The sequence below is a fragment of the Stenotrophomonas sp. NPDC077659 genome, assembly GCF_050268705.1.
In the GTDB taxonomy this organism is placed as follows: domain Bacteria; phylum Pseudomonadota; class Gammaproteobacteria; order Xanthomonadales; family Xanthomonadaceae; genus Stenotrophomonas.
Genome location: NZ_JBNNHG010000011.1, coordinates 1 through 23,286 on the forward strand (window position 1 = coordinate 1; position 23,286 = coordinate 23,286).

Sequence of the window (23,286 nt, forward strand, 5' to 3'; positions counted from 1 at the left end):
CGCGACAGGGTCGACGCGCTACGGCCAAGCAGCCGGGCTATGGAACGAATACTTACGCCGTCGGCGATTTCAAGCTGCAACACGGCTCGCTCTTCCGAGCTCAGATGACTGTAATGCTTTCCCATGCCTGCACCCTACGCGATTGTCGAGTGTTGCACTTGGAAGTTGAGTCTAAGCAGGTGGCGCGGTAGCCGGAAAGATCACGGGATACACGAAGCATGGCTTGAATCAGGCGATCTCCCGCGATGGGGGGAGGGGAGTCTCTGCAAAGGCAATACTTTCGGCGGTGAGAGAGCCCGTGAAGGTTGCCGAACAGGCCGGAGGCAAGACTGCGTATACCGGAAATAATGCAAAAGTAGTACTAAACAGCGAAGGGAAGGTCATAACAGTCATTCCAAGGAACAACGAGGGGTTGAGAAACCCAAAGGTGAAATGAAATGAAAGGCCCCACCTCATCCCGCCTGCATCCGCTCTTGGCGGAGATAGCAACAAAGCACGGCTTTCGGCTGCCTGAAGATGGCTTCAAATATCTTGCAGAGCAAGACTGTGAATCGCTGATCGATGCATTGCTGCAAGAGCTTTCGGAGACTGGCCTGGACTCTGACGATGAGCCCAATCAACGGGGCATGGAGATCGAGGCGATCATCGATCTCGTACGGTCGACTGCAGAACAACTTCGCGCGTCCGTGGATCACAAGTCCACTGAGTGGAAACAATGAATAAGGTGAAAAGGGGACAGAGGGAGTTAAACCGCGCACAAGGCATCGAACACAATGTTCGACACGGTGGCCACGCTGCCCGGCCGCACCGCAGTACCCGAGCGTGAATGTTGGCGCAGCAGTAGATCGCGCATCTTGCGGACTGACGCCCGAGGCCCACCTTGCCCGGCGTGCCTTCGCTGCGGTGCAACCCGATTAGGAATTGTCCGAAAACGGGCAGTTCGTGCCGCAGTTCAACGCAGTGACGTTTTCACCCATCTACGGTAAGGGCTCATCCCCACCCGAGGCACCGTTGATGGCCTGGCACACGAGCACTTCCGTCCTGACGGTCGTCGACCCCAGCAACAGTTGGTGGACGGCGATCTACGAACCCGGTGCCACAGCACCGGTCTGCGGCATCTACCGTTGCCAGGGCTGCAAGTGCGAGATCACCCGCAACCAGGGCGAGACCTTCCCACCGCACTCGCACCACCCGCACCTGCCGGGGCAAAGCCGCATCTGCTGGATACTGAACGTGCGTACCAACGCCCCGGTCACCTGATACAAAAAAAGGGGACGGAGGGGATTAAGTCGTTTGTGCACAGACGACTTAATCCCCTCCGTCCCCTTTTATTGTCAGCGGCGGCTGATGGTGAAGGCGGTGCCGTCCACGCCCAGGTCCCAGCCCTTGCCGGTGCCGGACAGGGCCAGCGAGACGTCACCCTTGGTCATCACCTGTGCGTTGCTGGACTTCACCGCACCTGCGTGTGCGCCCACCGAGGCATAGGTGCCCAGCAGCTCGTTGATGCCCACCGCGCCGGTGAAGCTGCCGCGGCCATTGGTGATCTTCGACTTGCCCACGGTCAGGCCGCCGCCTTTCAGTTCGATACGCACCGGCATGCTGGCGCCGTTGCTGCACTGGAGGGTGCCGCTGCCCGAGGCGGTCTTGTAGATCAGCGACCAGCCAGACAGGTTGTAGCGAAGATGGCAGTCAAGGTTGCCACCGGCATGCGCGGCCGGGGCCAGGGAGGCTGCGGCCAGTGCCAGCAGCAGGGCGAGGGGCTTGTTCATCGGCAGGACTTCCACTTCAGGTCGGACTGGCGGCGAATCTAGCAGCGCGCGCGTGCACGGTGGATGCAGGCGCGCGCGGGGGTGTGGCAAGCGTTCAGCCGCCACACCCGGCCCGATGTCAGCCCTGGTCGTGCAGGTGGAAGGCATCGGCATCGAGCATCGCCGGGAAGCGCGCACGGTGCGTCGCCAGCGCCTCGGCCGAAATGGTGGTGGTGACCACCTGTTCGCGCTCGCGGATCTCCACCTGCGGCTGGCCGAGGAAATCGATCACCGCGCTGTCGCCGGCATAGTGCAGCTGGTTTCCATCCACGCCGATACGGTTGACCGCCGCCACGAAGCACAGGTTCTCGATGGCCCGTGCGCGCAGCAGGGTCTTCCACGCGTAGGCGCGCGCCGAGGGCCAGTTGGCCACGAAGATCTGCAGGTCGAAATCCATCTGCCCTGCCCGCTCGACGTCGTAGCGGTTACGGCAGAACACCGGAAAACGCAGGTCGTAGCAGACCTGCGGATTGATCCGCCAGCCCTCCCATTCCACGCTCAGGCGGTCGCGGCCAGCGGCATAGCGCTCGTGCTCGCCGCCATACCGGAACAGGTGGCGCTTGTCGTAGTACTGCAGCGCGCCGTCCGGCGTGGCAAACAGCAGGCGGTTGTAGACGCCCTCGCCATCGCGCAGCTGCACGCTGCCGATCACCGCCGCGTCCAATGCCTTCGCCTGTTCGCGCACCCACGCGACGGTCGGCCCGTCCATGCCTTCGGCCTGGGCGATGGCATCGTTGGAAAAGCCGCTGGTGAAGGTCTCCGGCAGGATCACCAGGTCGGTGCTGCCGGCCAGCGGCGCCAGCAGCGCGCCGTAGTAATCACGGTTGCCGGCCGGGTCGTGCCAGCGAGTGTCGCCCTGGACGAGGGAAATACGCAGGTCCTGCATGGTCGTCATGTCCTCAGAGCAGCCGCAGGCGTTCGATCGCCGCGTCCAGGGTAGCTTCGTTCTTGGCGAAGCACAGCCGCACCAGACGCTGGCCGACCGGCGCGGTTTCGTAGAACGGCGACAGCGGGATGGCGGTGACGCCCTTCTCGAGGGTCAGCCACTTCACGAATTCATGGTCGGGTAGATCGCTGATGGCCGAGTAGTCAACCAGCTGGAAGTAACCACCGGGCACCGGCAGCGGCTTCAGGCGGGTGCCGGCCAGCTGTTCGCGGAAGCGGTCGCGCTTGGCCTGGTAGAACGCGCCCAGCTCCAGGTGGTGCTCCGGCTCGTCGCGGATCATCGCGGCGAACCCGTACTGCGCCGGGCCAAAGCTGGTGAAGGTGTTGTACTGGTGCACCTTGCGGAACTCGGCGGTCAGCAGCGGCGGCGCCACCGCGTAGCCGATCTTCCAGCCGGTGCAGTGGTAGGTCTTGCCGAAGCTGGAAATGACGAAGGTGCGCTCGCGCAGTTCCGGGTAGCGCAGCGCCGATTCGTGGCGGCGGCCGTCGTAGATGATGTGCTCGTACACTTCATCGGAAATCAGGTAGATCTGCGTGCCACGCAGCAGGTCGGCCAGCGCCTGCATGTCGGCCTCGTCCAGCATCGCACCGGACGGGTTGTGCGGCGTGTTGACCATCAGCATGCGGGTGCGCGGGGTGACCGCCGCACGCACGCGGTCCCAGTCCACGGCAAAGGTCTGCGGGTCCAGCGGCACGTGCACGGCAACGGCGCCGGCCAGCTCGATGGCCGGTTCATAGCAGTCATAAGCCGGGTCCAGCACGATCACTTCCTCGCCGGCACGTACCACGGCGTGGATGGCGTTGAAGATGGCCTCGGTGGCACCGCTGGTGACGGTGATCTCGGTGTCCGGGTCGATGGTCGCGCCGTACAGGTCCAGCGACTTCTGTGCGATGGCCTGGCGCAGCGGTGCCACACCGGTCATCGGCGGGTACTGGTTCAGGCCGGCGGCCATCGCCCTGGTGGTTTCGTCGATCAGGCGCTGCGGCGCGGAGAAATCCGGGAAACCCTGCCCCAGGTTGACCGCGCCGTGTTCGGCGGCGAGCTGGGACATCACGGTGAAGATCGTGGTACCGACCTTGGGCAGCTTGGTGGTGGGGTGCATCGGCCTGGGGAATGGGGAGACAGACCCGTGAGTTTACGCAATCCCTGCTGCGGTAGTGCCGGCCGCTGGCCGGCAGCCTCGGCCATACAACTGCCGCCGGGGGAAATGCCGGCCAGCGACCGGCGCTACCAGGGGCATTCATCGCTACAATTGCTGCCGCACTCCGGCACGAAGACCCTCGCCCCTTGAACACCCCAGCATTGCTGGCCGCCAGCGGCCTGAGCTTCTCCCGCAATGACGAGCCCGTGTTCGGCCCGCTGGACTTCCACCTGGACGCCGGCGAGGCACTGCTGGTGCAGGGCGGCAACGGAGCCGGCAAGACCACCCTGCTGCGCGTACTGGCGGGGCTGGCCCGGCCGGGTACCGGCCAGGTGCGGATCGATGGCAAGCAGGCCAGCAACGCCGAACGCACGCGCTACGTCGCCTACCTCAGCCACCTGCCGGCGCTGAAGCCGGACCTGGATACGCTGGAGAACCTGCATTTCCTGTGCGGGCTGCATGGCCGCCGGGCCAAGCAGATGCCCGGCAGCGCGCTGGCCATCGTCGGCCTGGCCGGTTACGAGGACACCTTGGTGCGGCACCTGTCAGCCGGACAGAAAAGGCGCCTGGCGCTGGCCCGCATCTGGCTGTCACCGGCACCGCTGTGGCTGCTCGACGAACCCTATGCCAACCTCGACCTGGATGGCATCACTCTGGTCAACCGGATGATTTCAGCCCACCTGCGCGGCGGTGGCGCCGCCCTGGTCACCACCCACGGCGCCTACGCCGCACCGCCGGTACGTACGCGCCTGCTGGAACTGCGTGCGCCCGGGCAGCAGCCCACCGCCACGCCGGGAGGTGCGGCATGATCGCGCCGGGTACCGAACCGGGCCTGTGGCAGACCGCGCGCGCGCTGCTCTCGCGCGACCTGCGCCTGCTCTGGCGCCGACGTGGCGATGCGCTGCAGCCGGTGCTGTTCGCCCTGCTGGTGGTGGTGCTGTTCGCGCTGGCCCAGGGCCGTGACCCGCAGCCGCTGGCCGCCACCGCCGGCGCCGTGCTGTGGCTGGCGGTCCTGCTGGCCGGACAGCTGGCGCTGGATTCGCTGTTCCGTTCCGATGCCGAGGATGGATCGCTGGAACAATGGCTGCTGGCCCCGGTGCCGCTGGCCTGGCTGGTGCTGGTGCGCGTGCTGCTGCACTGGGCCACCACCGCGCTGCCACTGATCGTGGTCAGCCCGCTGCTGGCCGAAATGCTGCATCTGCCGCATGACCAACGACCGATGTTGCTGGCATCGTTGCTGCTGGGAACACCGGTGCTGAGCCTGATCGGTGGCGTGGTCGCCGCGCTGACCGTGGGCATCCGGCGCTCTGGTATTCTCGTGGCGTTGCTGTCGTTGCCGCTGTACGTACCGGTGCTGGTGTTCGGTGCGGGCAGCCTGGCGGCGGCCAGCCGCGGGCAGGATCCGGTCGCTGCGCTGCTGATGCTGGGCGCGGGACTGGTGGTCGCCTTGCTGCTGGCTCCGCTGGCGACCGCTGCGGCCATCCGTATTTCCCTGAGTTGAACGGGCAGAGAGCCAATCCACCCCTGCTGGATAGCCGTCACGCATGAATCCGATCGTCCGCTGGTTCCATCAACTCGGTTCGCCGCCCACGTTCGATCGTTTCGCTGCCCGCTGGTCGCGTGTGTTCTACATCGCCGCACTTCCGGTGCTGCTGGTAGGCCTGTGGCAGGCGCTGCTGGTGGTGCCGCCCGAAGCACGCCAGTTGGACAGCTTCCGCATCCTCTACATCCACGTGCCCAGTGCCTGGATGAGCCTGTTCGTGTTCGCGCTGATGGCCCTGTACGCCGCCATCGCACTGATCTGGCGCATCAAGATCTGCGAGATCCTGGCCATGGCCTGCGCGCCGATGGGCGCCGGCTTCACGCTCATCACCCTGCTCACCGGCAGCATCTGGGGCAAAGGCACCTGGGGCACCTGGTGGGACTGGGACCCGCGCATGACCAGTGAACTGGTCCTGCTGTTCCTGTACCTGGGGGTCATCGGCCTGTACCACGCCATCGAGGACCGCCGCAGCGCCGCGCGCGCCGCCGGCCTGCTGGCCATCGTCGGCGTCAGCCTGCTGCCGGTCATCCGCTATTCGGTGGACTGGTGGGGCGGCCTGCACCAGCGCCAGTCGATCAGCGTGTTCGGTGAATCGGCGATCAGCAGCGCGATGATCGCGCCGCTGTGGTGGATGGTGATCGGCACCAAGTTCTGGTTCGCCGGTTCGGTGCTGGCCAAGGCACGCGCCGACAACCTCGACCGCGAGGCCGGCAAGGCCTGGGTCGGCCAGCGCGTGGAGGACACACCGCAATGACCCACCTGCCATTCGTGATCGGCGCCTATGCCGTGTTCGTGCTGGTGCTGCTGGCCGATGCCATCGGTTCGTGGCTGCGCCTGCGCACCGCGCGCCGCCAGGCACAGTCGCGCCAGCAACGGCAGCACGTCCGGCATACCGCGCAGCAGGCCGCCGCGCCGCTGTCGGCGGAGCTGGAACGATGACCCCCGTGCAGCGCCGCCGCATGGTCTGGGTGCTGCTGGCGCTGCTGGCCTCGGGCCTTGCCACCGCGCTGGTGGCGATGGCACTGGAACGCAACATCGCCTACCTCTACACGCCATCGGAAGTGCTGCGCGGCGACGTCGATGCGCAGACCCGCTTCCGCCTCGGCGGCATGGTGGTCAAGGGCTCGTTCAACCGCCCGATCGGCTCACTCGATGCGCGCTTCGAGGTCACCGACGGCGATGCGCAGCTGGCCGTGCTGACCTCGCGCATCCTGCCGGACATGTTCGCCGAAGGCACCGCCGTGGTTGCCAGCGGCCGCCTGCAGGACGGCGTGTTCGTGGCCGATGAAGTGCTGGCCAAGCACGATGAGAAATACGTGCCCAAGGAAGTGGCCGACAAGATGGGCGATGCCCATCGCAGGCACGACGTGCCGGTCCCGGCCACCGAGGTGCGCTGAGTGCTCCCAGGCGCGTTGCCAGAGCTGGGCCAGATCCTGCTGCTGTGTGCGTTGCTGGCGGCGCTGCTGCAGGCCGGACTGCCGCTGGCCGGCGCGCAGCGCGGCAATGTGGCGTGGATGGCGGTGGCCCGACCGGCCGCCTTCGCCCAGCTGCTGCTGGTAGCCGGCGCGTTCGCGGTGCTGACCGCCGCCTTCGTGCAGCAGGACTTTTCGGTGCGCTACGTGGCCGAGAACTCCAATTCACTGCTGCCGATGATCTACCGCTATTCGGCGGTCTGGGGCGCGCACGAAGGCTCGCTGCTGATGTGGGCGCTGGTGCTGGCGCTGTGGACCGGCGCGGTGGCGCTGTTCTCGCGGCACCTGCCGGCACCCGTGCAGGCGCGCGTGCTGGCGGTGATGGGCGTGGTCAGCGTCGGCTTCCTGGCCTTCCTCATCTTCACCTCCAACCCGTTCCTGCGCCTGAACCCGGCGCCGCTGGAAGGCCGCGATCTCAACCCGCTGCTGCAGGACCCTGGCCTCATCATCCACCCGCCGATGCTGTACCTGGGCTACGTGGGTTTTGCGGTGCCATTCGCCTTCGCCGTGGCCGCGCTGCTGGAGGGCCGCGTGGACGCGCGCTGGCTGCGCTGGACACGGCCGTGGACCAACGTGGCCTGGGGCTTTCTGACCCTGGGCATCGCGCTGGGCAGCTGGTGGGCCTATTACGAGCTGGGCTGGGGCGGCTGGTGGTTCTGGGACCCGGTGGAAAATGCCAGCTTCATGCCGTGGCTGGTCGGCGCGGCGCTCATCCATTCGCAGGCCGTCACTGAAAAACGCGGCACCTTCGGCAGCTGGACCCTGCTGCTGGCCATCGCCGCCTTCGCGCTGTCCCTGCTGGGTACCTTCCTGGTGCGCTCGGGCGTGCTGACCAGCGTGCATTCGTTCGCCGCCGATCCTTCGCGCGGCCTGTTCATCCTGGTGTTCCTGTCGCTGCTGGTGGGCGGCAGCCTGCTGCTGTACGTGCTGCGCGCCAGCGGCCTGAGCGTGGATGCAGACGATCCGCGCCGCGGCTTCACCGCCACCTCACGCGAAACGCTGCTGCTGGCCAACAACCTGCTGCTGGCCACCGCCTGCGCGATGGTGCTGCTGGGCACCCTGTATCCGCTGCTGGCCGACGCCCTGTCGCTGGGCAAGATATCAGTCGGGCCGCCCTACTTCGGCAGCCTGTTCCTGCTGCTGATGGCACCCATGGTGCTGCTGCTGCCGTTCGGCCCGTTGGTGAAATGGCAGCGCGACCAGCCCTCGCGGGCCTTCGCGCTGCTGGTGCCCTGGCTGGGACTGGCCGTGCTGCTCGGTGCGCTGGCCTGGTGGCAGGCCCCGCAGAACGGCTGGAAGGCCGGCCTCGGCGTGGCTGCAGCGGCCTGGGTCGGGCTGGGCACCGCGCGCTTTGTCTGGCAGCGGCTGCGTGGCAATGGCCGTTTCACTGCCGAGATGCTGGGCATGATCGTTGCCCACACCGGCATTGCCGTGTTCCTGGCAGGTGCATTGCTGGTGGAAGCGCTGAACGTGCAGCGCGAAGTGGCGCTGGCACCGGGCCAGCAGGTGGTGGTCGGCCGTCACCAAGTGCGCTTTGAAGGCGTGGACCACCGCGAAGGCCCCAACTTCACCGCTGATCGCGGCCATCTGCGGGTGTTCCGCAACGGCCGCGAACTGGCCCTGCTGCATCCGGAAAAGCGCCAGTACGCCAGCGGTGGCCAGGTGATGACCGAAGCCGGCATCGATGCACGCCTCAGTGGCGATGTCTACGTGGCATTGGGCGAGCCACTGGGCAACAATGCGTGGGCGGTACGGGTGCACATCAAGCCCTTCGTGCGCTGGATCTGGCTGGGTGCGCTGCTGATGGCCCTGGGCGGATTCATCACCGCCGCTGATCGCCGTTTCCGTCGTCCGTAGGAGTTTGCATGTCCGAGTCCCCCGCCCCGCGCCCGTCCCGCCCGCTGCCGCCGGTAGCCATCGTGATCGGCGTGCTGTTCTTCTTCGGCCTGCTTGGGCTGATGGTCTACGGGGTGATGAAATCGGGCGACCCGCAGCGCGATGTGCTGCCCTCGGCCCTGATCGACAAGCCGGCACCGGCCTTCGCCCTGCCGGTACTGCATGACCCCGGCATGACCGTGCGCAGCGAAGAGCTGCGCGGTGCGCCGTACCTGTTGAATGTCTGGGGCAGCTGGTGCGCGGCCTGCCGCGAGGAACACCCGGTGCTGACCCGCTTCGCCGAAAGCAAGCGCGTGCGCGTGATCGGCTACAACTGGAAGGACGAGCCGACCGACGCGCTGCACTGGCTGGAAACGCTGGGCAACCCGTTCATGGTGGTGCTGAGCGATGTCGAGGGCCGCACGGCCATCGACTGGGGCGTGACCGCTGCGCCGGAAACCTTCCTGGTCGACGGTAGCGGCATCGTGCGCTGGAAGTACAGCGGTGCGATGACCCAGAAGGTGATCGACGAGAAATTGATTCCCGCGTTGCAGAAGATCGAGAAGGCCCAGGGCAATGCCGATACCGGCCTGCACGGCAATCCGTAAGCCGCTGCACTGGCTGCTGCTGGCCCTGCTGCTGGCGGCGGCACTGCCGTCGCCTGCCCAGCAGCCGCTGCACGACCCGCGTCCGCTCGCCTTCCGCGACGCGGCCGAAGAAGCACGCTTCCACGACCTGGCCGCGCAGCTGCGCTGCGTGCAGTGCCAGAACCAATCGCTTGCCGATTCCAACGCGCAGATCGCCCAGGACCTGCGCCGCGAGGTGCTGCAGCTGATGCAGCAGGGCCTTGATGATGCGCAGATCAAGCAGTTCCTGGTCGCCCGCTATGGCGAATTCGTGCTCTACCAGCCACCGCTGCAGCCGGGCACCTGGCTGCTGTGGGGCGGCCCGCTGCTGCTGCTCGGCGCCGGTGGGGTGGTGGTGCTGGCGGTTGTGCGCCGCCGTGGCCGCAACGTCGCGCCTGCACGTGCCGGCAGCACCGACGAAGGAGATGGCTGGTGAGCAGCATTCTGCCCGTGCTGGCCGGTCTGGTCGCCGCACTGATGGCGGCACTGGTGCTGTGGCCGCTGCGCCGGCAGGGCCCGCGCGGCTTCGTGCTGGGCGTGCTGGCACTGGGCGTGGTCGGTGTATGCCTGTACCTGCTGGTGGGCGACCCGCGCGCGGCACAGGTGCAACCCACGCCGTCGGTCGCCACCCTGCGTGATGGGGTGAAAGCGTTGCAGCAGGCATTGCAGCGTGATCCGCAGCGCGCCGATGGCTGGGCGCTGCTGGGCCGCTCGCAGGCCGAACTGGGCGATGCACGCGCCGCCGCCGATGCCTTCGCCCGCGCTGCCGCGCTGGCGCCGGAGGATGCTGGCGTGCTGGTGGAAGCCGCACAGGCGCGTGCGCAGGCCGATGCCAGCAAACAGTTCGATGACACCGCGATGGACTGGCTGCAGCAGGCCCGCCGCCTGGCACCGGAGGCAGAACGGGCCAGCTGGCTGTTGGGCATCGCCCTGCGCCAGCGCGGCCGCAATGCAGAAGCCGCCGACGTCTGGAGCGCCCTGTTGCCGCGTCTGGAACCCGGTGCGGCGCAGGCGCTGCAGGCGCAGATCGCCATCGCCCGCGAGGCAGCTGGCCAGGCGGCAGACGCACCGGCAGCGGAAGCGCCCGCCCTGCTGCAGGTCCGCGTGCAGCTGCCCGACGCGGTGAAGCACGGCGACTGGCCGGCGACCACCCAGGTTTTTGTACTGGCCCGTGCCGTGGGCGGCCCACCGATGCCGGTGGCCGCACGCAGACTGCCACTGGCCGGTTTCCCGGCCACCGTCGGTCTGGGCGACGGCGACAGCCCGATGCCAACCGCACCGCTGTCAGCGCACACGGAGGTGGAGGTGCTGGCGCGCATTTCGCGCAGTGGCAGCGCCAACCGCAGCGAAGGCGATCTGCAGAGCGAGGTGGTGCGGGTGACCCTGCCGCACGACGGCGTGGTGAAACTGCGGTTCCCGTAACCTGCACCCGGTAGTGCCGGCCCCGCTAGAATGCCCGCATGACTGAATTCATCCCGCCCGGCACCCGCTTCCATGCCCTGCCCTCGCCGTTTCCGTTCAAGCGCGGTGGCGCCCTGCACGGTGCGCGCGTGGCGTATGAGACCTGGGGGACATTGGCCGCCGATGGCCGCAATGCCATCCTGATCGTCACCGGCCTGTCGCCGGACGCACACGCTGCTGCCAACGCCGGCAACCCTGCCGCCGGCTGGTGGGAAGCGATGGTCGGCGCAGGCAAACCCATCGACACCGATCGCTGGTTCGTCGTCTGCGTCAATTCACTGGGCAGCTGCAAGGGCTCCACCGGCCCGGCGTCGCTGAACCCGACCACGGGCGAACCGTATCGGCTCGACTTCCCGGAGCTGTCAGTGGAGGACGGCGCACGCGCCGCCATCGACGTGGTGCATGCCCTGGGCATCGAGCAACTGGCGTGCGTGATCGGCAATTCGATGGGCGGCATGACCGCGCTGGCGGTGCTGATGCTGCAGCCAGGCATCGCCCGCAGCCATATCAACATCTCCGGCAGCGCGCAGGCATTGCCGTTCTCCATCGCCATCCGCTCACTGCAGCGCGAAGCCATCCGCCTGGACCCGCAATGGAATGGCGGCCGCTACAGCGAAACCGCGTACCCGGAATCGGGCATGCGCATGGCGCGCAAGCTGGGCGTGATCACCTACCGCTCCGCACTGGAATGGGATGGCCGTTTCGGCCGCGTGCGGCTGGATTCGGACCAGACCGACGATGATCCGTTCGGCCTGGAATTCCAGGTGGAGAGCTATCTTGAAGGCCATGCACGCCGCTTCGTGCGCTTCTTCGATCCGAACTGCTATCTGTACCTGAGCCGTTCGATGGACTGGTTCGACCTGGCCGAGTATGCCGACGGCGACGTGCTGGCCGGGCTGGCGAAAATCCGCATCGAAAAGGCGCTGGCCATCGGTGCCAACACCGATATCCTGTTCCCGGTGCAGCAGCAGCAACAGGTGGCCGACGGGCTGCGTGCCGGCGGTGCCGATGCACAGTTCATCGGCCTGGATTCGCCGCAGGGCCACGACGCGTTTCTCGTCGATTTCGAGCGCTTCGGCCCGGCCGTGCGCGGCTTCCTCGACGCGCTGTAGGTGGCCTGGCGGCACAACCTGGCGCTGGCCACGTGTGGCGCGCTCATCGCGTTGACGATCAGTGCCGTGCTGCCGCTGTGGCTGGGGGCCTGGTGCCTGCTGGCCAGCGCGGTGTCATTCGGGCTGTACGGGCATGACAAGCGCGCGGCACAGCGCAAGCAGTGGCGCATTCCCGAACGCACGCTGCAGCTGCTGGCCTTCGCCGGTGGCTGGCCGGGCGCGCTGCTGGGCCAGGCGCTGTTCCGGCACAAGCACCGCAAAGCGGAATTCCAGTGGGTGTTCTGGTTGTGCGTGGTGGCCAATGTGGCGTCGATCGCGGTGATGCTGCGCGAGTTTTCGCGCTAACCGTTCGAACGACGCGGATGCGTGATTGCCGGCCAGCGGCCGGCACTACCACGGCGATCACGCAAACGGCCGCCGGGCATGGCCCGACGCTACCGCTCAGGCGCGTCACACCGGTGCATGGACAGTAGATCCACGCCATGCCTGGATGGGCCAGGCCACGGCCGACACCACCGCGACTACGTTTCCCGGACCAATACCCCATCGCGCAGGCGGTACCGGACATCCACCACGCCCTCCGGCAGCGTGTCGTGGGTAATCATCAACAGACTGCGCCCGTCCAGCAGACCGGCCAGGTCCTGCAGCAACGCGTGTGCGGTATCCACATCCAGGCCTTCGGTCGGCTCGTCCAGCAGCAGGATCGGCGCATTGCGCAGCAGCGCGCGGGCCAGCGCCAGGCGTCGTGCCTGCCCGGCAGACATCGTCGCGCCGTTCTCCCCTACCCAGGCCTGCAGGCCGCCGTTGCGCTCGGCCCACTCGCCCAGGCGCACGCGCCGCAGTACCGCCCACAGGGCGTCATCACCCGCTTCAGGATCACCCAGCCGCAGGTTGTCGGCCACCGTGCCGGCAAACACCGGCGCATTCTGCGGCAGCCATGCCAGCTGCTGATGCCACTCTGCCTGGGCGAAGTCGCGCAGGTCGCGACCACCGTAGCTCACGCGGCCCTGCTGCGGGTCCCACAGGCGCAGCAGCAGACTCGACAAAGTGGTCTTGCCGCTGCCGCTGTCACCGCCGATGGCGATGCGCTCGCCCGGCGCCAGGCGCAGCTGCAGACCCCCCAGCAGCGGCCGCGCCGCGCCCGGCCAACGGAAATGCACGTCTTCCCACGCCACCGTTGCAACCGACGGCACCGGCTGAGGCTGCACCGGGTCCTGCACCGTCGGCGCCTGCTCCACGATGGCCTGCAGTCGATCGGCAGCAATGCGGCCGGACTGCAACGACTGCCAAGCCAGGCCCATGCCCGCCCACAGTTCGATCATCGCCACGGTGAGGAACACCAGGCCGGCGGCCATTTCCGCAGGAATGCGCTGCTGCTCGGCCGCGTGCAGGGCCAGCGCCAGCATCGCCACCAGGCCCAGCCCGGCCACCAGGCCATGCAGGGTCGAGGCCGCGATCAACCGCCAGCGCCGGCGCCGATCCCGCGAAGCAAGCTGCTTGGCCGCCACCCGCACCTTCAATTGCCAGGCGGCATCGGCATGCAGCGCCGCCAAATCGCCCGCGCCCTCCAGGCCTTCAAACGCGGCGGTGCGCAGCCCGGCGCGATGTGCGGCGCGGTCGGCCTCTTCATCGTCATGCCCGCGCACGCCCAGCCACGGCACGCCAAAGCCGATCAACAGCGCCAGCACGGCCAGCAGCACCGCTGCCGAGGGCAGGATCAGCGCCGCCGACCCTACCGCCACCAGCGACAACGCGCCCAGCGCCAGCAGCGGCCCGATGGCGCGCACCAGCAGGCCATCGACCTCGCCGATATCGCCCAGCAGGCGGGCCAGCAGCTCACCGGTGCGCGTGGCCCCCAGCCGCGCCGGGGCCAGCGGCAGCGCACGGCGGAAGAACCACACGCGCAGGTCACGGGCGATGCGCAGCGTGGCGTCGTGGCCGATCAGCTTTTCGAAGTAGCGCGACACGATGCGCGCCATGGTCAGCCCACGGATGCCGGCCGAGGGCGAGAAGAAATTGAAGCCCTGCGCCAGCCCGGCGGCACCGGCCAGCGCCGCGGCGGTCAGGAAGCCGCCGGACAGGCCAAGCAGCGCGGTACCGGCCAGCATCGTGACCCACAGCAGCAGCACGGTCAGCAGCAGGCGCGGACGGTGGCGAACGAACACCGCGCGCAACGAATCGGGCGAACGGCTCATGCGCCCACCGCCTGTGCCGTATCCACCAGCCGCCCTTCGGGCAGCAGCAGGCAGCGGTCGGCCCAGGCGATCACCGCCGGGCTGTGGGTGGCCACCACCACGCTGCGGCCGCGCGCATACGCGGCCAGGCTGCGCAGCAGCGCCGCTTCGGTATCGGCATCGAGGAAAGCGGTGGGCTCGTCCAGCAGCAGTATCTGCGGGTCACGCAGCAGCAGCCGGGCCAGGCCGATGCGCCGGGCTTCACCGCCGGACAGACCAAAACCGCGCTCGCCGATCATCGTATCGAGCCCTTCCGGCAGGCGCTGGGCGAACTGCAGTACCTGCGCCGCCTCGGCCACCGCGCGCAGGCGCGCATCGCTGGCAGCAGGGTCGGCCAGCCGCAGGTTGTCGGCAATCGAGCCATGGAACAGGTACGGACGCTGGCTGGCATAAGCCACGTCCAGCCCGGGGCGCAGCTGCACACGCCCGGCACGCGGCGGCAGCCAGCCCGCCAACGCTTCCAGCAGCGTGCTCTTGCCCGAACCGCTGGGGCCCACCAGGGCCAGCCGCTGGCCTGGCTCCAGCTGCACATCCACGCCCTGCAGCACGTCGTGCACGGCACCCATCGGGCGCAGCACCAGACCGTGCGCCTGCAGCGGCGGCAACGCGACCTCGGCCGGCTCCACCGCCAGCGCTGCCACCGGTGCGTCCACCATCGCCGGTTCCTCCGGCAGCGCCAGCAGCAGGCGCTCCACTTCGGCCGCCGCGGCCAGCGCATTGGCGCGGTCGTGGTAATGCGCAGCCAGCCGCCGCAGCGGAGCGTAGAACTCCGGGGCAAGCAGCAGGCAGAACAACCCCGCCCCCAGCGTCGGCACCGTCGCATGCAGCGACATCAGGCCCAGGTAGCTCAGCCCCAGGTACAGCGCGACCATAGCTACGCTCACCGAGGCGAAGAATTCCAGCACGGTGGACGACAGGAACGCGATGCGCAGCACTTTCATCGTACGCACGCGCACGCCTTCGGCGGCCGCTTCAATGCCGGCCAGTTCGGCCTCGCCGCGCCCGTACAGCCGCAGCAGGCCCAGGCCCTTGATGCGGTCGGCGAAATGCCCGCTCATGCGCGCCAGTTCCCCCAGCTGCGCGCGCCCGGCCGCTTCGGCACCCCAGCCCACCAGCATCATGAAGAACGGCACCAGCGGCGCGGTGAACAGCAGGATCAACGCCACCACCCAGTCGACCCAGGCCACCGCGGCCAGGATCAGCAGCGGCACCACCACCACTTCGGTACGCACCGGCAGGAAGCCGCTGTAATAGCTCTCGATCGCATCCCCGTGATGCAACATCAGCTCGCCCAGTTCACCGGTGCGGCGCTGCCGCAGCCACAGCGGGCCGTGGCCCAGCAGGCGGGCGAACACGCGCTCGCGCAGGGCCAGCCGCGCGGCATCGGCCACATCGCCTGCAGCAGCCTGGGTGGCGCTGCCCAGCAGCGTGCGCAGTACCAGCACCACCGCCAGCGCGGCCAGCACCGGCAGGCCGCTGGCCAGGGATGCACGCTCCACCAGCACCGTCTGTACCAGCCACGCGATGGCCGCCGCCTGCCCGATCAGCAGGGCCCCGGACATGCTGATGCACAGCGCCGCCAGGCGCTGCCGGCCCCGCGCTGAATGGGCCAGGCCGGCCAGCCACGCGGTGCGGGCGCGCCGCTGCAGGTTCGATTCTTCCTCCGCGGTACGCGGTCCGGCAGCAGTCGGTTCGGCAGGGCTCAAAGTCTTCACAGGCAGCGGAGGATGCTGGGCATTGTAGGCGCAGGCACGAGCGCCCCGCGGCCAACGGTCGCATGGGTCACGAGGATGGCATACGATCCTCTTTGGTTCCCATTCATACATTGATCTGGATCAAGGCTGTTTGAAGCAGTCGGTCACATCATTCACCCATAGACCACCCTTCCCGCCACCCGCAACGGCACTATCCACACGAGGTAGCCAGGCCATGATTGATCAGACAGTCGTAGAACTGTCGCGGCTGCAATTCGCTCTGACCGCGATGTACCACTTCCTATTCGTCCCACTCACGCTCGGCCTGTCCTTCCTGGTGGCCATCATGGAGAGCGTGTACGTCATGACCCGCAAACAGGTCTGGCGGCAGATGACCCTGTTCTGGGGCGCGCTGTTCGGCATCAACTTCGCCCTCGGCGTGGCCACCGGTCTGGTGATGGAATTCCAGTTCGGCATGAACTGGTCGTACTACAGCCACTACGTGGGCGATATCTTCGGTGCGCCGCTGGCCATCGAGGGCCTGATGGCCTTCTTCCTTGAAGCGACCTTCATCGGCCTGTTCTTCTTCGGCTGGAAGCGCCTGAGCCCGGTCAAGCACCTCACCGTCACGTGGCTGATGGCGCTGGGCACCAACCTGTCGGCGGTGTGGATCCTGATCGCCAACGGCTGGATGCAGAACCCGACCGGTGCGGTGTTCAACCCGGACACGATGCGCATGGAGGTGGTTGACTTCGCCGCCGTGCTGCTGAACCCGGTGGCGCAGGCCAAGTTCGTGCACACCGTCAGTGCCGGCTACGTGACCGGTGCCATCTTCGTGATGTCCATCAGCGCCCTGTACCTGCTGCGCAACAAGCACCGGGACATAGCCCGCCGCTCGTTCGCGGTGGCCGCGGCTTTCGGCCTGCTGTCCTCGCTGTCGGTGGTGGTGCTGGGTGACGAGAGCGGTTACGCCGCCAGCGAGCACCAGAAGATGAAGCTGGCTGCGATCGAAGCGATGTGGGAAACCGAGCGTGCACCGGCTGACTTCACCGCCTTCGGCATTCCCAACCAGAACACCCAGCAGAACGACTACTCGATCAAGATCCCGTACCTGATGGGCCTGATTGCCACCCGTTCGCTCAACCAGCCCATTCCGGGCATCCTGGAGCTGGTGGAGCGCGCCGAGCATCGCATCCGTGGCGGCCAGATCGCCTATGGCGCGCTGGAGCGCATCAAGAAGGACAAGACCGATCTGCAGGCGCGCGAGATGTTCGACCGCCACTGGCAGGATCTGGGCCATGGCCTGTTGCTCAAGCGCTACCGCGAGGACATCCTCAACGCCACCCCGGAAGAAATCTCCAAGGCGGCCATGGATACCGTGCCGCGCGTGGCACCGCTGTTCTGGACCTTCCGCGTCATGGCCGGCCTGGGCTTCTACCTGATCGCTTTCTTCGCCCTGGCGTTCTATTTCTCCTGCCGCAACAACTTCCAGGACAAGCGCTGGTTCCTGAAGCTGGCGGTGTGGAGCCTGCCGGTGCCGTGGATCGCGATCGAATGCGGCTGGTTCGTCGCCGAGTACGGCCGCCAGCCGTGGGCGGTGGATGGCGTGCTGCCCACCTTCTACGCGGCATCGGGCCTGGCCCTGCATGAAATCCTGACCACGCTGGCCATCTTCACCGCAACGTACACGGTGCTGCTGGTCATCGAGATCAAGCTGATGCTGAAGGCCGTGCGCACCGGACCGGATGACATCCTGCCCACGCTGCAGGCCGACATCCGCCCCGTTTCCCCCACTGCAGCCGCTGCCGGCCAGGCCTGAGGCAGGAGAATCCAGATGGAATTCATTGCACTTGATTACACCACGCTCCGCGTGATCTGGTGGCTGCTGCTCGGCATCCTGCTGGTCGGCTGGGCGGTGATGGACGGCTTCGACCTGGGCGTCGGCACCCTGCTGCCGTTCGTGGCGAAGACCGATGAGGAACGCCGGCTGGTGATCAACACCGTCGGCCCGGTCTGGGAAGGCAACCAGGTCTGGCTGGTGCTGGGTGGCGGCGCGATCTTCGCCGCGTGGCCGCCGCTGTATGCGGTCAGTTTCTCCGGCTTCTACCTGGCCGTGTTTGCGATGCTGTTCGGCCTGATCCTGCGCCCGGTCGGCTTCAAGTACCGCAGCAAGATGCCGTCCAAGCGCTGGCGCGACACCTGGGACATCGTGCTGTTCGTGGGCGGCCTGCTGCCGGGCCTGATCGCCGGCGTGGCGGTGGGCAACGTGCTGCTCGGCGTACCGTTCCACTTCGATGACACCCTGCGCGTGGCCTACACCGGCTCGTTCTTCGGCCTGCTCACCCCGTTCGCACTGGTGGCCGGCCTCATCAGCGTGGCCATGCTGGTTGCGCACGGTGCGGCCATGCTGGTCATCAAGACCGAAGGCCCGGTGGCCGAACGTGCGGCACGCTATGGCAGCATCGCTTCGCTGATCTGCTTCGTGCTGTTCGCAGTGGCGGGCGCCTGGGTGGCCTTCGGCCTGCCCGGCTACCAGATCACCTCGCAGGTGGTGACCGACGGCCCGACCAACCCGCTGTTGAAGACGGCTGAAATCGGCACCGCTGCCGGTGGCTGGCTGCGCAACTACAGCAGCATGCCGGCCACGATCGTGTTCCCGGTGCTGGGCCTGCTGGGCGCACTGGCCAGTGCGGTGCTGCTGCGTGCACGCCGTGGCGGCCTGGCCTTCATCGCCTCTGGCACGTCCATCGCCGGCATCATCCTTACCGTGGGCTTTGCCATCTTCCCCTTCCTGCTGCCGTCCTCCAGCCAGCCCACCTCCAGCCTGACCGTCTGGGACAGTTCGTCCAGCCACCTCACGCTGTGGATCATGCTGCTGGCCACGGCCATCTTCCTGCCCATCGTGCTGGCCTACACCACCTGGGTGTACCGCGTGCTGAAGGGCAAGACCACGGTCGAGGAGATGGGCGACAACCCGAACGCTTATTGAGTCAAAGGTATGCCGACCAACGGTCGGCACCCACCGCAAGTAAAGTGTGCCGGCGAACGGTCGGCACTCCCCCGAATGCAAGGAGAATGAACATGTGGTACTTCGCCTGGATCCTCGGCACCGGCCTGGCCTCCACCGTGGCCATCCTCAACGGCATGTGGTTCGAATCGCGCGAGCGGAACCGCCTCGAGAAAGAAAACAGTCGCTGAGCTGTAAAAAAACCTTGCCGCCTTGGCCTTCACACGGTATCTTAGGCGGCTCCTTCGGGGTGTAGCTCAGTCTGGTAGAGCGCTACGTTCGGGACGTAGAGGTCGCAGGTTCGAATCCTGTCTCCCCGACCACTTCGGTGGTCGCATTGAAGCCTGGTGAAGTCTTCCAGGCTTTTTTGTTCCCTGAGGAATTCCATTGCTTCGGCAGTGTGAAGAAACACCATTCACCCCTTGCCGCCATTGGGGTGAATGGATAGAATAGGCGGCTCCCTTCGGGGTGTAGCTCAGTCTGGTAGAGCGCTACGTTCGGGACGTAGAGGTCGCAGGTTCGAATCCTGTCTCCCCGACCACTTCAGTGGTCACCAAGAAGCCTGGAAGACGACAGTCCTCCGGGTTTTTTTGTGCCTGTCATCCGCGGCACGGCGCGGACAGCGTCCAGCGTGGTGCGGCACGTACAATGGCCGCCATTCCGTTCACCACCGCATCGGCACATGGCCCGGTGCTGGCGCTGCACGCCCACGATGCGGCGTGCGCCACCTGCAAGGACCCCCGCATGACGTCCCCGACTTCGCTCTCACCATCGCTGCTGCACGGCCGCCTGCTGGCCTTTGTTGCCATCCTGCTGGCGGCGGTCAACCTGCGTACGGCGGTCACTTCCATCACACCGCTGCTGGACGTGCTGGGCCAGCAGTACGGCTTCGGCACCACCATGACCGGGGTGCTGGGCATGCTGCCCACGGCCTCGTTCGCGTTGTTCGGCGTGGCGACCCCGGCCGCGGCCCGGCACCTGGGCCTGGAGCGCACCACCCTGCTGGCGATGACCCTGGCCATGGCCGGCCTGCTGCTGCGCTCCAGTGCCGGCAACGTCGGCACCCTGCTGCTGGGTTCGGTGATCGCGCTGGCCGGCATGGGCATCGGCAACGTGGTGGTGCCGCCGCTGGTGAAGCGTTATTTCGCCAACAAGGTGGGCACGATGAGCACGCTGTACATCAGCGTGCTGCAGCTGGGCACGATGACCCCGGCGCTGCTGGCGGTGCCGGTGGCCAGTGCCGCAGGCTGGCGCGTGTCGCTGGGCATGTGGGCACTGCTGGCGCTGGCCGCAGCCCTGCCCTGGCTGCTGCTGGCCAAGCGCGCACCCAGGCCGGTGCAGGACGGCAACGACCCCGGCGCACAGCCGCACGGCAAGGTCTGGCGCACGTCGCTGGGCTGGGGCATGACGCTGATGTTCGGCATGACCTCGCTGATGACCTATTCGATGTTCACCTGGCTGCCGCGCATCGTGGTCGAAGCCGGTGCCACGCCGGCGTTCGGCGGGGTGATGGTGGCGGTATTCTCGGCGCTGGGTCTGTTGCCCTCGCTGGTGATTCCCTCGCTGGCGGTGCGCCTGCCGAACCCGTTCCCTCTGGTGCTGATCGGTTTCTTCGCCTTCGTCATCGCCTTCACCGGCCTGCTGCTGGCGCCGCTGAAGGCGCCCCTGCTGTGGGCGGCGCTGCTGGGCGTGGGACCGTCCACGTTCCCGTTGGCACTGACCCTGATCAACCTGCGCACACGTACGCCCACCGGATCGGCGGCGCTGTCGGGCTTCATGCAGGGCGTGGGCTACAGCCTGAGCTGCCTGGGTCCGTTCCTGGTGGGCTGGCTGCATACGGCCAGCAAGGGATGGGGGCTGCCGTTCGGCTTCCTGTTCGGCTGCGCCACCCTGATGCTGTGCGCCTCGTGGGTGGCGTGCAAGCCGCGCAAGCTGGAAGACCTCTGGTAAGCCACCGCCGGGCTGGGGCCGAGCGTGCTCGACCTTTCCAGCAGAGCGCAGTCGAGCACACTCGACTCTACACATGGCTTCGGCATCTACTGACGCAGGGTGTCCAACCATGACGCGGAGGGGCTGCCGTCATCGACGGAGCCCTGCCCGGGATCAAGGCACTTGGGCGCCGGGGGGAGACCTCGATACTGTGCTGAGAGACTTGAGAAAGTAATTCGTTTTCAAGGAATTGCGATGCACTCGGCCACGTTTTCAAGACATTTGCATTAGCACGTGAGGGCGGACTGTGGCTCCAAGGCGCGTATTGAGTCATAGTTGGCATGTGATGTGCGTCACACTTTCCAGATAGTTTGGGTAGGGATGCCAAGGGGGGTTCATGATCGTCCACCGTCCGCTGGCGCTCGGCGTCGGCCTGGCCTGCGCCACCATCGGATTCGCAGCCTGCGCCGCGCCGCCGTCGCCCAGCGCCAGCCACGCAGACCGCTTGGCCGAGATCGGCCATTACCGTGACCAGGCCCGCTGGGTGGATGCGCTGGCCGCCATCGAGCGCTTGCAGCTGCGGGAACCCACTGATCCGCTGCTGTACAAGCTGCAGGTCCTCACCTTGGGCGACATCGGCAATGCCGACCGTGCCTGGCGCCTGTACCAGGCACGGCCGGAGCTGTTCGATGCTGACCAGAAGTCACGCCTGGAGGCCAACTACATTGCCAAGCGGGTGAACTGGAGCCTGGCGTACGGCCAGACCGAAGACACCCGCTTGGACGAAGCAGAGGCATCACTGGCGGAAATGGAGCAGTATGTGCAGCGCGACGGCACCGCGCTGGCGCAGGCACCGCTGCGCATCCGCCTGGACCGCCTGATCCTGCTCAATCGTCTGTCGCGGCACGCCCAGGTGCGCGACGAGGCGCGCGCCCTGCAGCAGGAAGGCCATGCGCTGCCCGACTACGTCCTGCCAGCCGTCGGTGATTCGATGATGGCCACCCAGCATCCGGATGAAGCCATTCCGCTGCTGGAAGCTGCCGTCAAAAACGATCCCTCACGGTTCCAGTCACGGTCCGAACTGAGCTACGCCTACCTCGAAACCGAGCACGCCGAGAAGGCGATTGCCTACCTGGAAGCGTGGCAGAAGGACGAACCCGCCTGGCGCTGGGGCGGTGGCAAGAGCCCGTACGCCAACTGGGCACGCTATGAGGCCGACCTCAACCTGTCGATGATCCGCGCCTACAGCGGCGACCTGCCCACTGCCCAGCGCGAGCTGGAAGCCAGGGTGGATGTCGGGCCCGGCAATGGCGGCCTGCAGACCGCACTGGGCAGCGTCTACCAGATGCGCGGCTGGCCGCGGCGGGCGCTGGAGCGCCACCAGATGGCCTATACGCTCGACCCGCGCGATGTCTCCCCGCGTATTGGCATGTACGAATCCTACGTGCAGCTGCAGCGCGACGACCTCGCCCGACCGCTGCATGACGATCTGCTCGAACGCTACCCCAACCAGGCCTCCGTGCAGCGCATGGACCGGGACTGGCGTGCACATCGAGGCTGGCAGCTGCAGGCCATGGTGCAAGGCGGCCGCAGTTCCGGTGGCGGCGGCAGTTCGCCTCTGGGCAATGACGACCTGCATTACGGCACCGAAGTGGCATCGCCGATCCTCGATGACCGCTGGCGCCTGTTCGCATTCGCCGACCGGCGCTCGGTGACCTTCCAGGACCAGAAGATCAACCCCCTGTGGATGGGCGCGGGTGCACGCTACCGCTTCGGCCGCGTCGATGCCGAGGCCGCCGTGCTGCGACCCAACGACAGCATCGGCGACACTGGCCTGCGCGGCGGCTTCGGCTGGCAGTTCAACGACCAGTGGCACGCTGGCGTGACCGCCGCGCGCAACGATCCGGAAGCCTCGATGCAGGCGCGCGTGTCGGGCATCACCGCCGACAGCGTGGCGGTGGCGGTTGATTACACCCGCAACGAGCGCACGCACTGGAGCCTGGGTGGCAGCCAGTTCCGCTACGACGACGGCAACCGCCGCGACACCCTGAACACCGCCATCGAACAGCGCCTGCTGACCCGCCCACGCGTGGTTGTCGACGGCCTTGGCAGCCTCTACACCAGCCGCGGCTCGCTCGACGACGCGCCCTACTTCAATCCCTCGCGTGACCGCTCGGTTGAATTCGGCCTGCGCATCGACCAGCAGCTGTGGCGCCACTACGAGCGCCACTTCCGCCACCGCCTGACGGTGTCGCTGGGCGACTACTGGCAGGAAGGGTTCGGCAGCTCGCTCATTCCCACCGTGTCCTACCGCCACGAGTGGCAGTTCGGCCAGGGCAGGATCCTGGAGTACGGCGTGAGCTGGTCGCGGCCGGTCTACGACGGCCAACGTGAACGTCATATCGGCTTCGATGCCGCGCTGCGCTGGGGGGAGTGAG

The 23,286-nt window shown here is 67.2% G+C and carries 25 protein-coding genes and 2 tRNA genes; 21 read left to right on the top strand and 6 right to left on the bottom strand.

The genetic code is table 11. The features are described 5' to 3' along the window. The coding region (locus ACQKDV_RS03050) for a helix-turn-helix domain-containing protein (protein WP_427782364.1) at positions 1 to 125 on the bottom strand (125 nt) is incomplete at its 3' end. A gap of 98 nt (positions 126 to 223) precedes the next feature. Between ACQKDV_RS03050 and ACQKDV_RS03055 the strand changes: the two genes are divergently transcribed. From ACQKDV_RS03055 to ACQKDV_RS03065, 3 genes are all read left to right on the top strand, one after another. Further along, on the top strand, positions 224 to 436 hold the full coding sequence (locus ACQKDV_RS03055; RefSeq protein WP_427782322.1) for a hypothetical protein: 213 nt from the start codon (positions 224 to 226) through the stop codon (positions 434 to 436). A gap of 1 nt (position 437) precedes the next feature. Beyond that, positions 438 to 719, top strand: a complete 282-nt coding sequence (locus ACQKDV_RS03060) for a hypothetical protein (RefSeq protein ID WP_427782323.1) — start codon at positions 438 to 440, stop codon at positions 717 to 719. 295 nt (positions 720 to 1,014) lie between these two features. After that, positions 1,015 to 1,260 (top strand): protein L, encoded by a 246-nt coding sequence (locus tag ACQKDV_RS03065; RefSeq protein ID WP_427782324.1) that lies wholly within the window; start codon positions 1,015 to 1,017, stop codon positions 1,258 to 1,260. Between the two features lie 74 nt (positions 1,261 to 1,334). On the opposite strand, the gene ACQKDV_RS03070 is transcribed toward ACQKDV_RS03065, so the two are convergent. The 3 genes from ACQKDV_RS03070 to ACQKDV_RS03080 form a co-directional block, all read right to left on the bottom strand. Next, positions 1,335 to 1,769: a hypothetical protein gene (locus ACQKDV_RS03070; protein ID WP_427782325.1), complete on the bottom strand. Its 435-nt coding sequence runs from the start codon at positions 1,767 to 1,769 to the stop codon at positions 1,335 to 1,337. A gap of 118 nt (positions 1,770 to 1,887) precedes the next feature. Next, positions 1,888 to 2,694 carry an amidohydrolase gene (locus ACQKDV_RS03075; RefSeq protein WP_427782365.1) on the bottom strand — a complete coding sequence of 269 codons (807 nt, stop codon included), beginning with the start codon at positions 2,692 to 2,694 and terminating at the stop codon, positions 1,888 to 1,890. Between the two features lie 13 nt (positions 2,695 to 2,707). After that, complete coding sequence (locus ACQKDV_RS03080; protein ID WP_427782326.1) at positions 2,708 to 3,856, bottom strand: pyridoxal phosphate-dependent aminotransferase; 1,149 nt, start codon at positions 3,854 to 3,856, stop codon at positions 2,708 to 2,710. A 200-nt stretch (positions 3,857 to 4,056) separates the two neighbouring features. On the opposite strand from ACQKDV_RS03080, the gene ccmA reads away from it, so the two are divergent. Genes ccmA through ACQKDV_RS03135 form a run of 11 tightly spaced genes read left to right on the top strand, consistent with a single transcriptional unit; the run spans position 4,057 to position 12,329 of the window. Beyond that, positions 4,057 to 4,704, top strand: a complete 648-nt coding sequence (ccmA, locus tag ACQKDV_RS03085) for a heme ABC exporter ATP-binding protein CcmA (RefSeq protein ID WP_427782366.1) — start codon at positions 4,057 to 4,059, stop codon at positions 4,702 to 4,704. Then, complete coding sequence (gene ccmB / locus ACQKDV_RS03090; RefSeq protein WP_427782327.1) at positions 4,701 to 5,396, top strand: heme exporter protein CcmB; 696 nt, start codon at positions 4,701 to 4,703, stop codon at positions 5,394 to 5,396. The genes ccmA and ccmB overlap by 4 nt, the downstream gene beginning before the upstream one ends. 43 nt (positions 5,397 to 5,439) lie before the next feature. After that, positions 5,440 to 6,192, top strand: coding sequence for a heme ABC transporter permease CcmC (gene ccmC / locus ACQKDV_RS03095; RefSeq protein WP_427782328.1), 753 nt, complete (start codon positions 5,440 to 5,442; stop codon positions 6,190 to 6,192). Beyond that, entirely contained in the window at positions 6,189 to 6,377 is a 189-nt protein-coding gene (ccmD, locus tag ACQKDV_RS03100) for a heme exporter protein CcmD (protein ID WP_427782329.1), read from the top strand. The genes ccmC and ccmD overlap by 4 nt, the downstream gene beginning before the upstream one ends. Then, positions 6,374 to 6,835 (top strand): cytochrome c maturation protein CcmE, encoded by a 462-nt coding sequence (gene ccmE / locus ACQKDV_RS03105; protein WP_427782330.1) that lies wholly within the window; start codon positions 6,374 to 6,376, stop codon positions 6,833 to 6,835. Before ccmD ends, ccmE begins: the two co-directional genes overlap by 4 nt. Continuing rightward, entirely contained in the window at positions 6,836 to 8,767 is a 1,932-nt protein-coding gene (locus ACQKDV_RS03110) for a heme lyase CcmF/NrfE family subunit (RefSeq protein ID WP_427782331.1), read from the top strand. Between the two features lie 8 nt (positions 8,768 to 8,775). After that, entirely contained in the window at positions 8,776 to 9,393 is a 618-nt protein-coding gene (locus tag ACQKDV_RS03115; RefSeq protein ID WP_427782332.1) for a DsbE family thiol:disulfide interchange protein, read from the top strand. Between the two features lie 4 nt (positions 9,394 to 9,397). Continuing rightward, a complete protein-coding gene (locus ACQKDV_RS03120) occupies positions 9,398 to 9,847 on the top strand; it encodes a cytochrome c-type biogenesis protein (protein ID WP_427782367.1) in 450 nt (149 codons plus the stop codon). After that, the gene (locus tag ACQKDV_RS03125; protein WP_427782368.1) at positions 9,841 to 10,833 is read left to right on the top strand and encodes a tetratricopeptide repeat protein; all 993 of its coding nucleotides are present in this window, start codon (positions 9,841 to 9,843) and stop codon (positions 10,831 to 10,833) included. The genes ACQKDV_RS03120 and ACQKDV_RS03125 overlap by 7 nt, the downstream gene beginning before the upstream one ends. A 38-nt stretch (positions 10,834 to 10,871) precedes the next feature. Further along, a complete protein-coding gene (gene metX, locus ACQKDV_RS03130; protein WP_427782333.1) occupies positions 10,872 to 11,984 on the top strand; it encodes a homoserine O-acetyltransferase MetX in 1,113 nt (370 codons plus the stop codon). Further along, positions 11,985 to 12,329, top strand: coding sequence for a DUF1294 domain-containing protein (locus ACQKDV_RS03135; RefSeq protein ID WP_427782334.1), 345 nt, complete (start codon positions 11,985 to 11,987; stop codon positions 12,327 to 12,329). Between the two features lie 176 nt (positions 12,330 to 12,505). On the opposite strand, the gene cydC is transcribed toward ACQKDV_RS03135, so the two are convergent. Both cydC and cydD read right to left on the bottom strand, forming a co-directional pair. Next, positions 12,506 to 14,179, bottom strand: coding sequence for a thiol reductant ABC exporter subunit CydC (gene cydC, locus ACQKDV_RS03140; RefSeq protein ID WP_427782335.1), 1,674 nt, complete (start codon positions 14,177 to 14,179; stop codon positions 12,506 to 12,508). Further along, positions 14,176 to 15,924, bottom strand: a complete 1,749-nt coding sequence (gene cydD / locus ACQKDV_RS03145; protein WP_427782369.1) for a thiol reductant ABC exporter subunit CydD — start codon at positions 15,922 to 15,924, stop codon at positions 14,176 to 14,178. Before cydD ends, cydC begins: the two co-directional genes overlap by 4 nt. 223 nt (positions 15,925 to 16,147) lie before the next feature. Here cydD and ACQKDV_RS03150 point away from each other — a divergent pair, with 223 nt between their 5' ends. From ACQKDV_RS03150 to pgaA, 7 genes are all read left to right on the top strand, one after another. Beyond that, positions 16,148 to 17,731 (top strand): cytochrome ubiquinol oxidase subunit I, encoded by a 1,584-nt coding sequence (locus ACQKDV_RS03150; RefSeq protein ID WP_427782336.1) that lies wholly within the window; start codon positions 16,148 to 16,150, stop codon positions 17,729 to 17,731. A 15-nt stretch (positions 17,732 to 17,746) separates the two neighbouring features. Next, the gene (gene cydB, locus ACQKDV_RS03155) at positions 17,747 to 18,901 is read left to right on the top strand and encodes a cytochrome d ubiquinol oxidase subunit II (RefSeq protein WP_427782337.1); all 1,155 of its coding nucleotides are present in this window, start codon (positions 17,747 to 17,749) and stop codon (positions 18,899 to 18,901) included. A gap of 92 nt (positions 18,902 to 18,993) precedes the next feature. Further along, positions 18,994 to 19,110 carry a cytochrome bd-I oxidase subunit CydX gene (cydX, locus tag ACQKDV_RS03160; protein ID WP_079222503.1) on the top strand — a complete coding sequence of 39 codons (117 nt, stop codon included), beginning with the start codon at positions 18,994 to 18,996 and terminating at the stop codon, positions 19,108 to 19,110. Between the two features lie 55 nt (positions 19,111 to 19,165). Then, positions 19,166 to 19,242 (top strand) — tRNA-Pro (locus ACQKDV_RS03165). 141 nt (positions 19,243 to 19,383) lie between these two features. Then, positions 19,384 to 19,460 (top strand) — tRNA-Pro (locus tag ACQKDV_RS03170). Between the two features lie 203 nt (positions 19,461 to 19,663). Then, positions 19,664 to 20,869, top strand: coding sequence for an MFS transporter (locus tag ACQKDV_RS03175; RefSeq protein ID WP_427782338.1), 1,206 nt, complete (start codon positions 19,664 to 19,666; stop codon positions 20,867 to 20,869). Between the two features lie 376 nt (positions 20,870 to 21,245). Continuing rightward, on the top strand, positions 21,246 to 23,285 hold the full coding sequence (gene pgaA / locus ACQKDV_RS03180) for a poly-beta-1,6 N-acetyl-D-glucosamine export porin PgaA (protein ID WP_427782339.1): 2,040 nt from the start codon (positions 21,246 to 21,248) through the stop codon (positions 23,283 to 23,285). The last annotated feature ends 1 nt before the right edge of the window (position 23,286 follow it).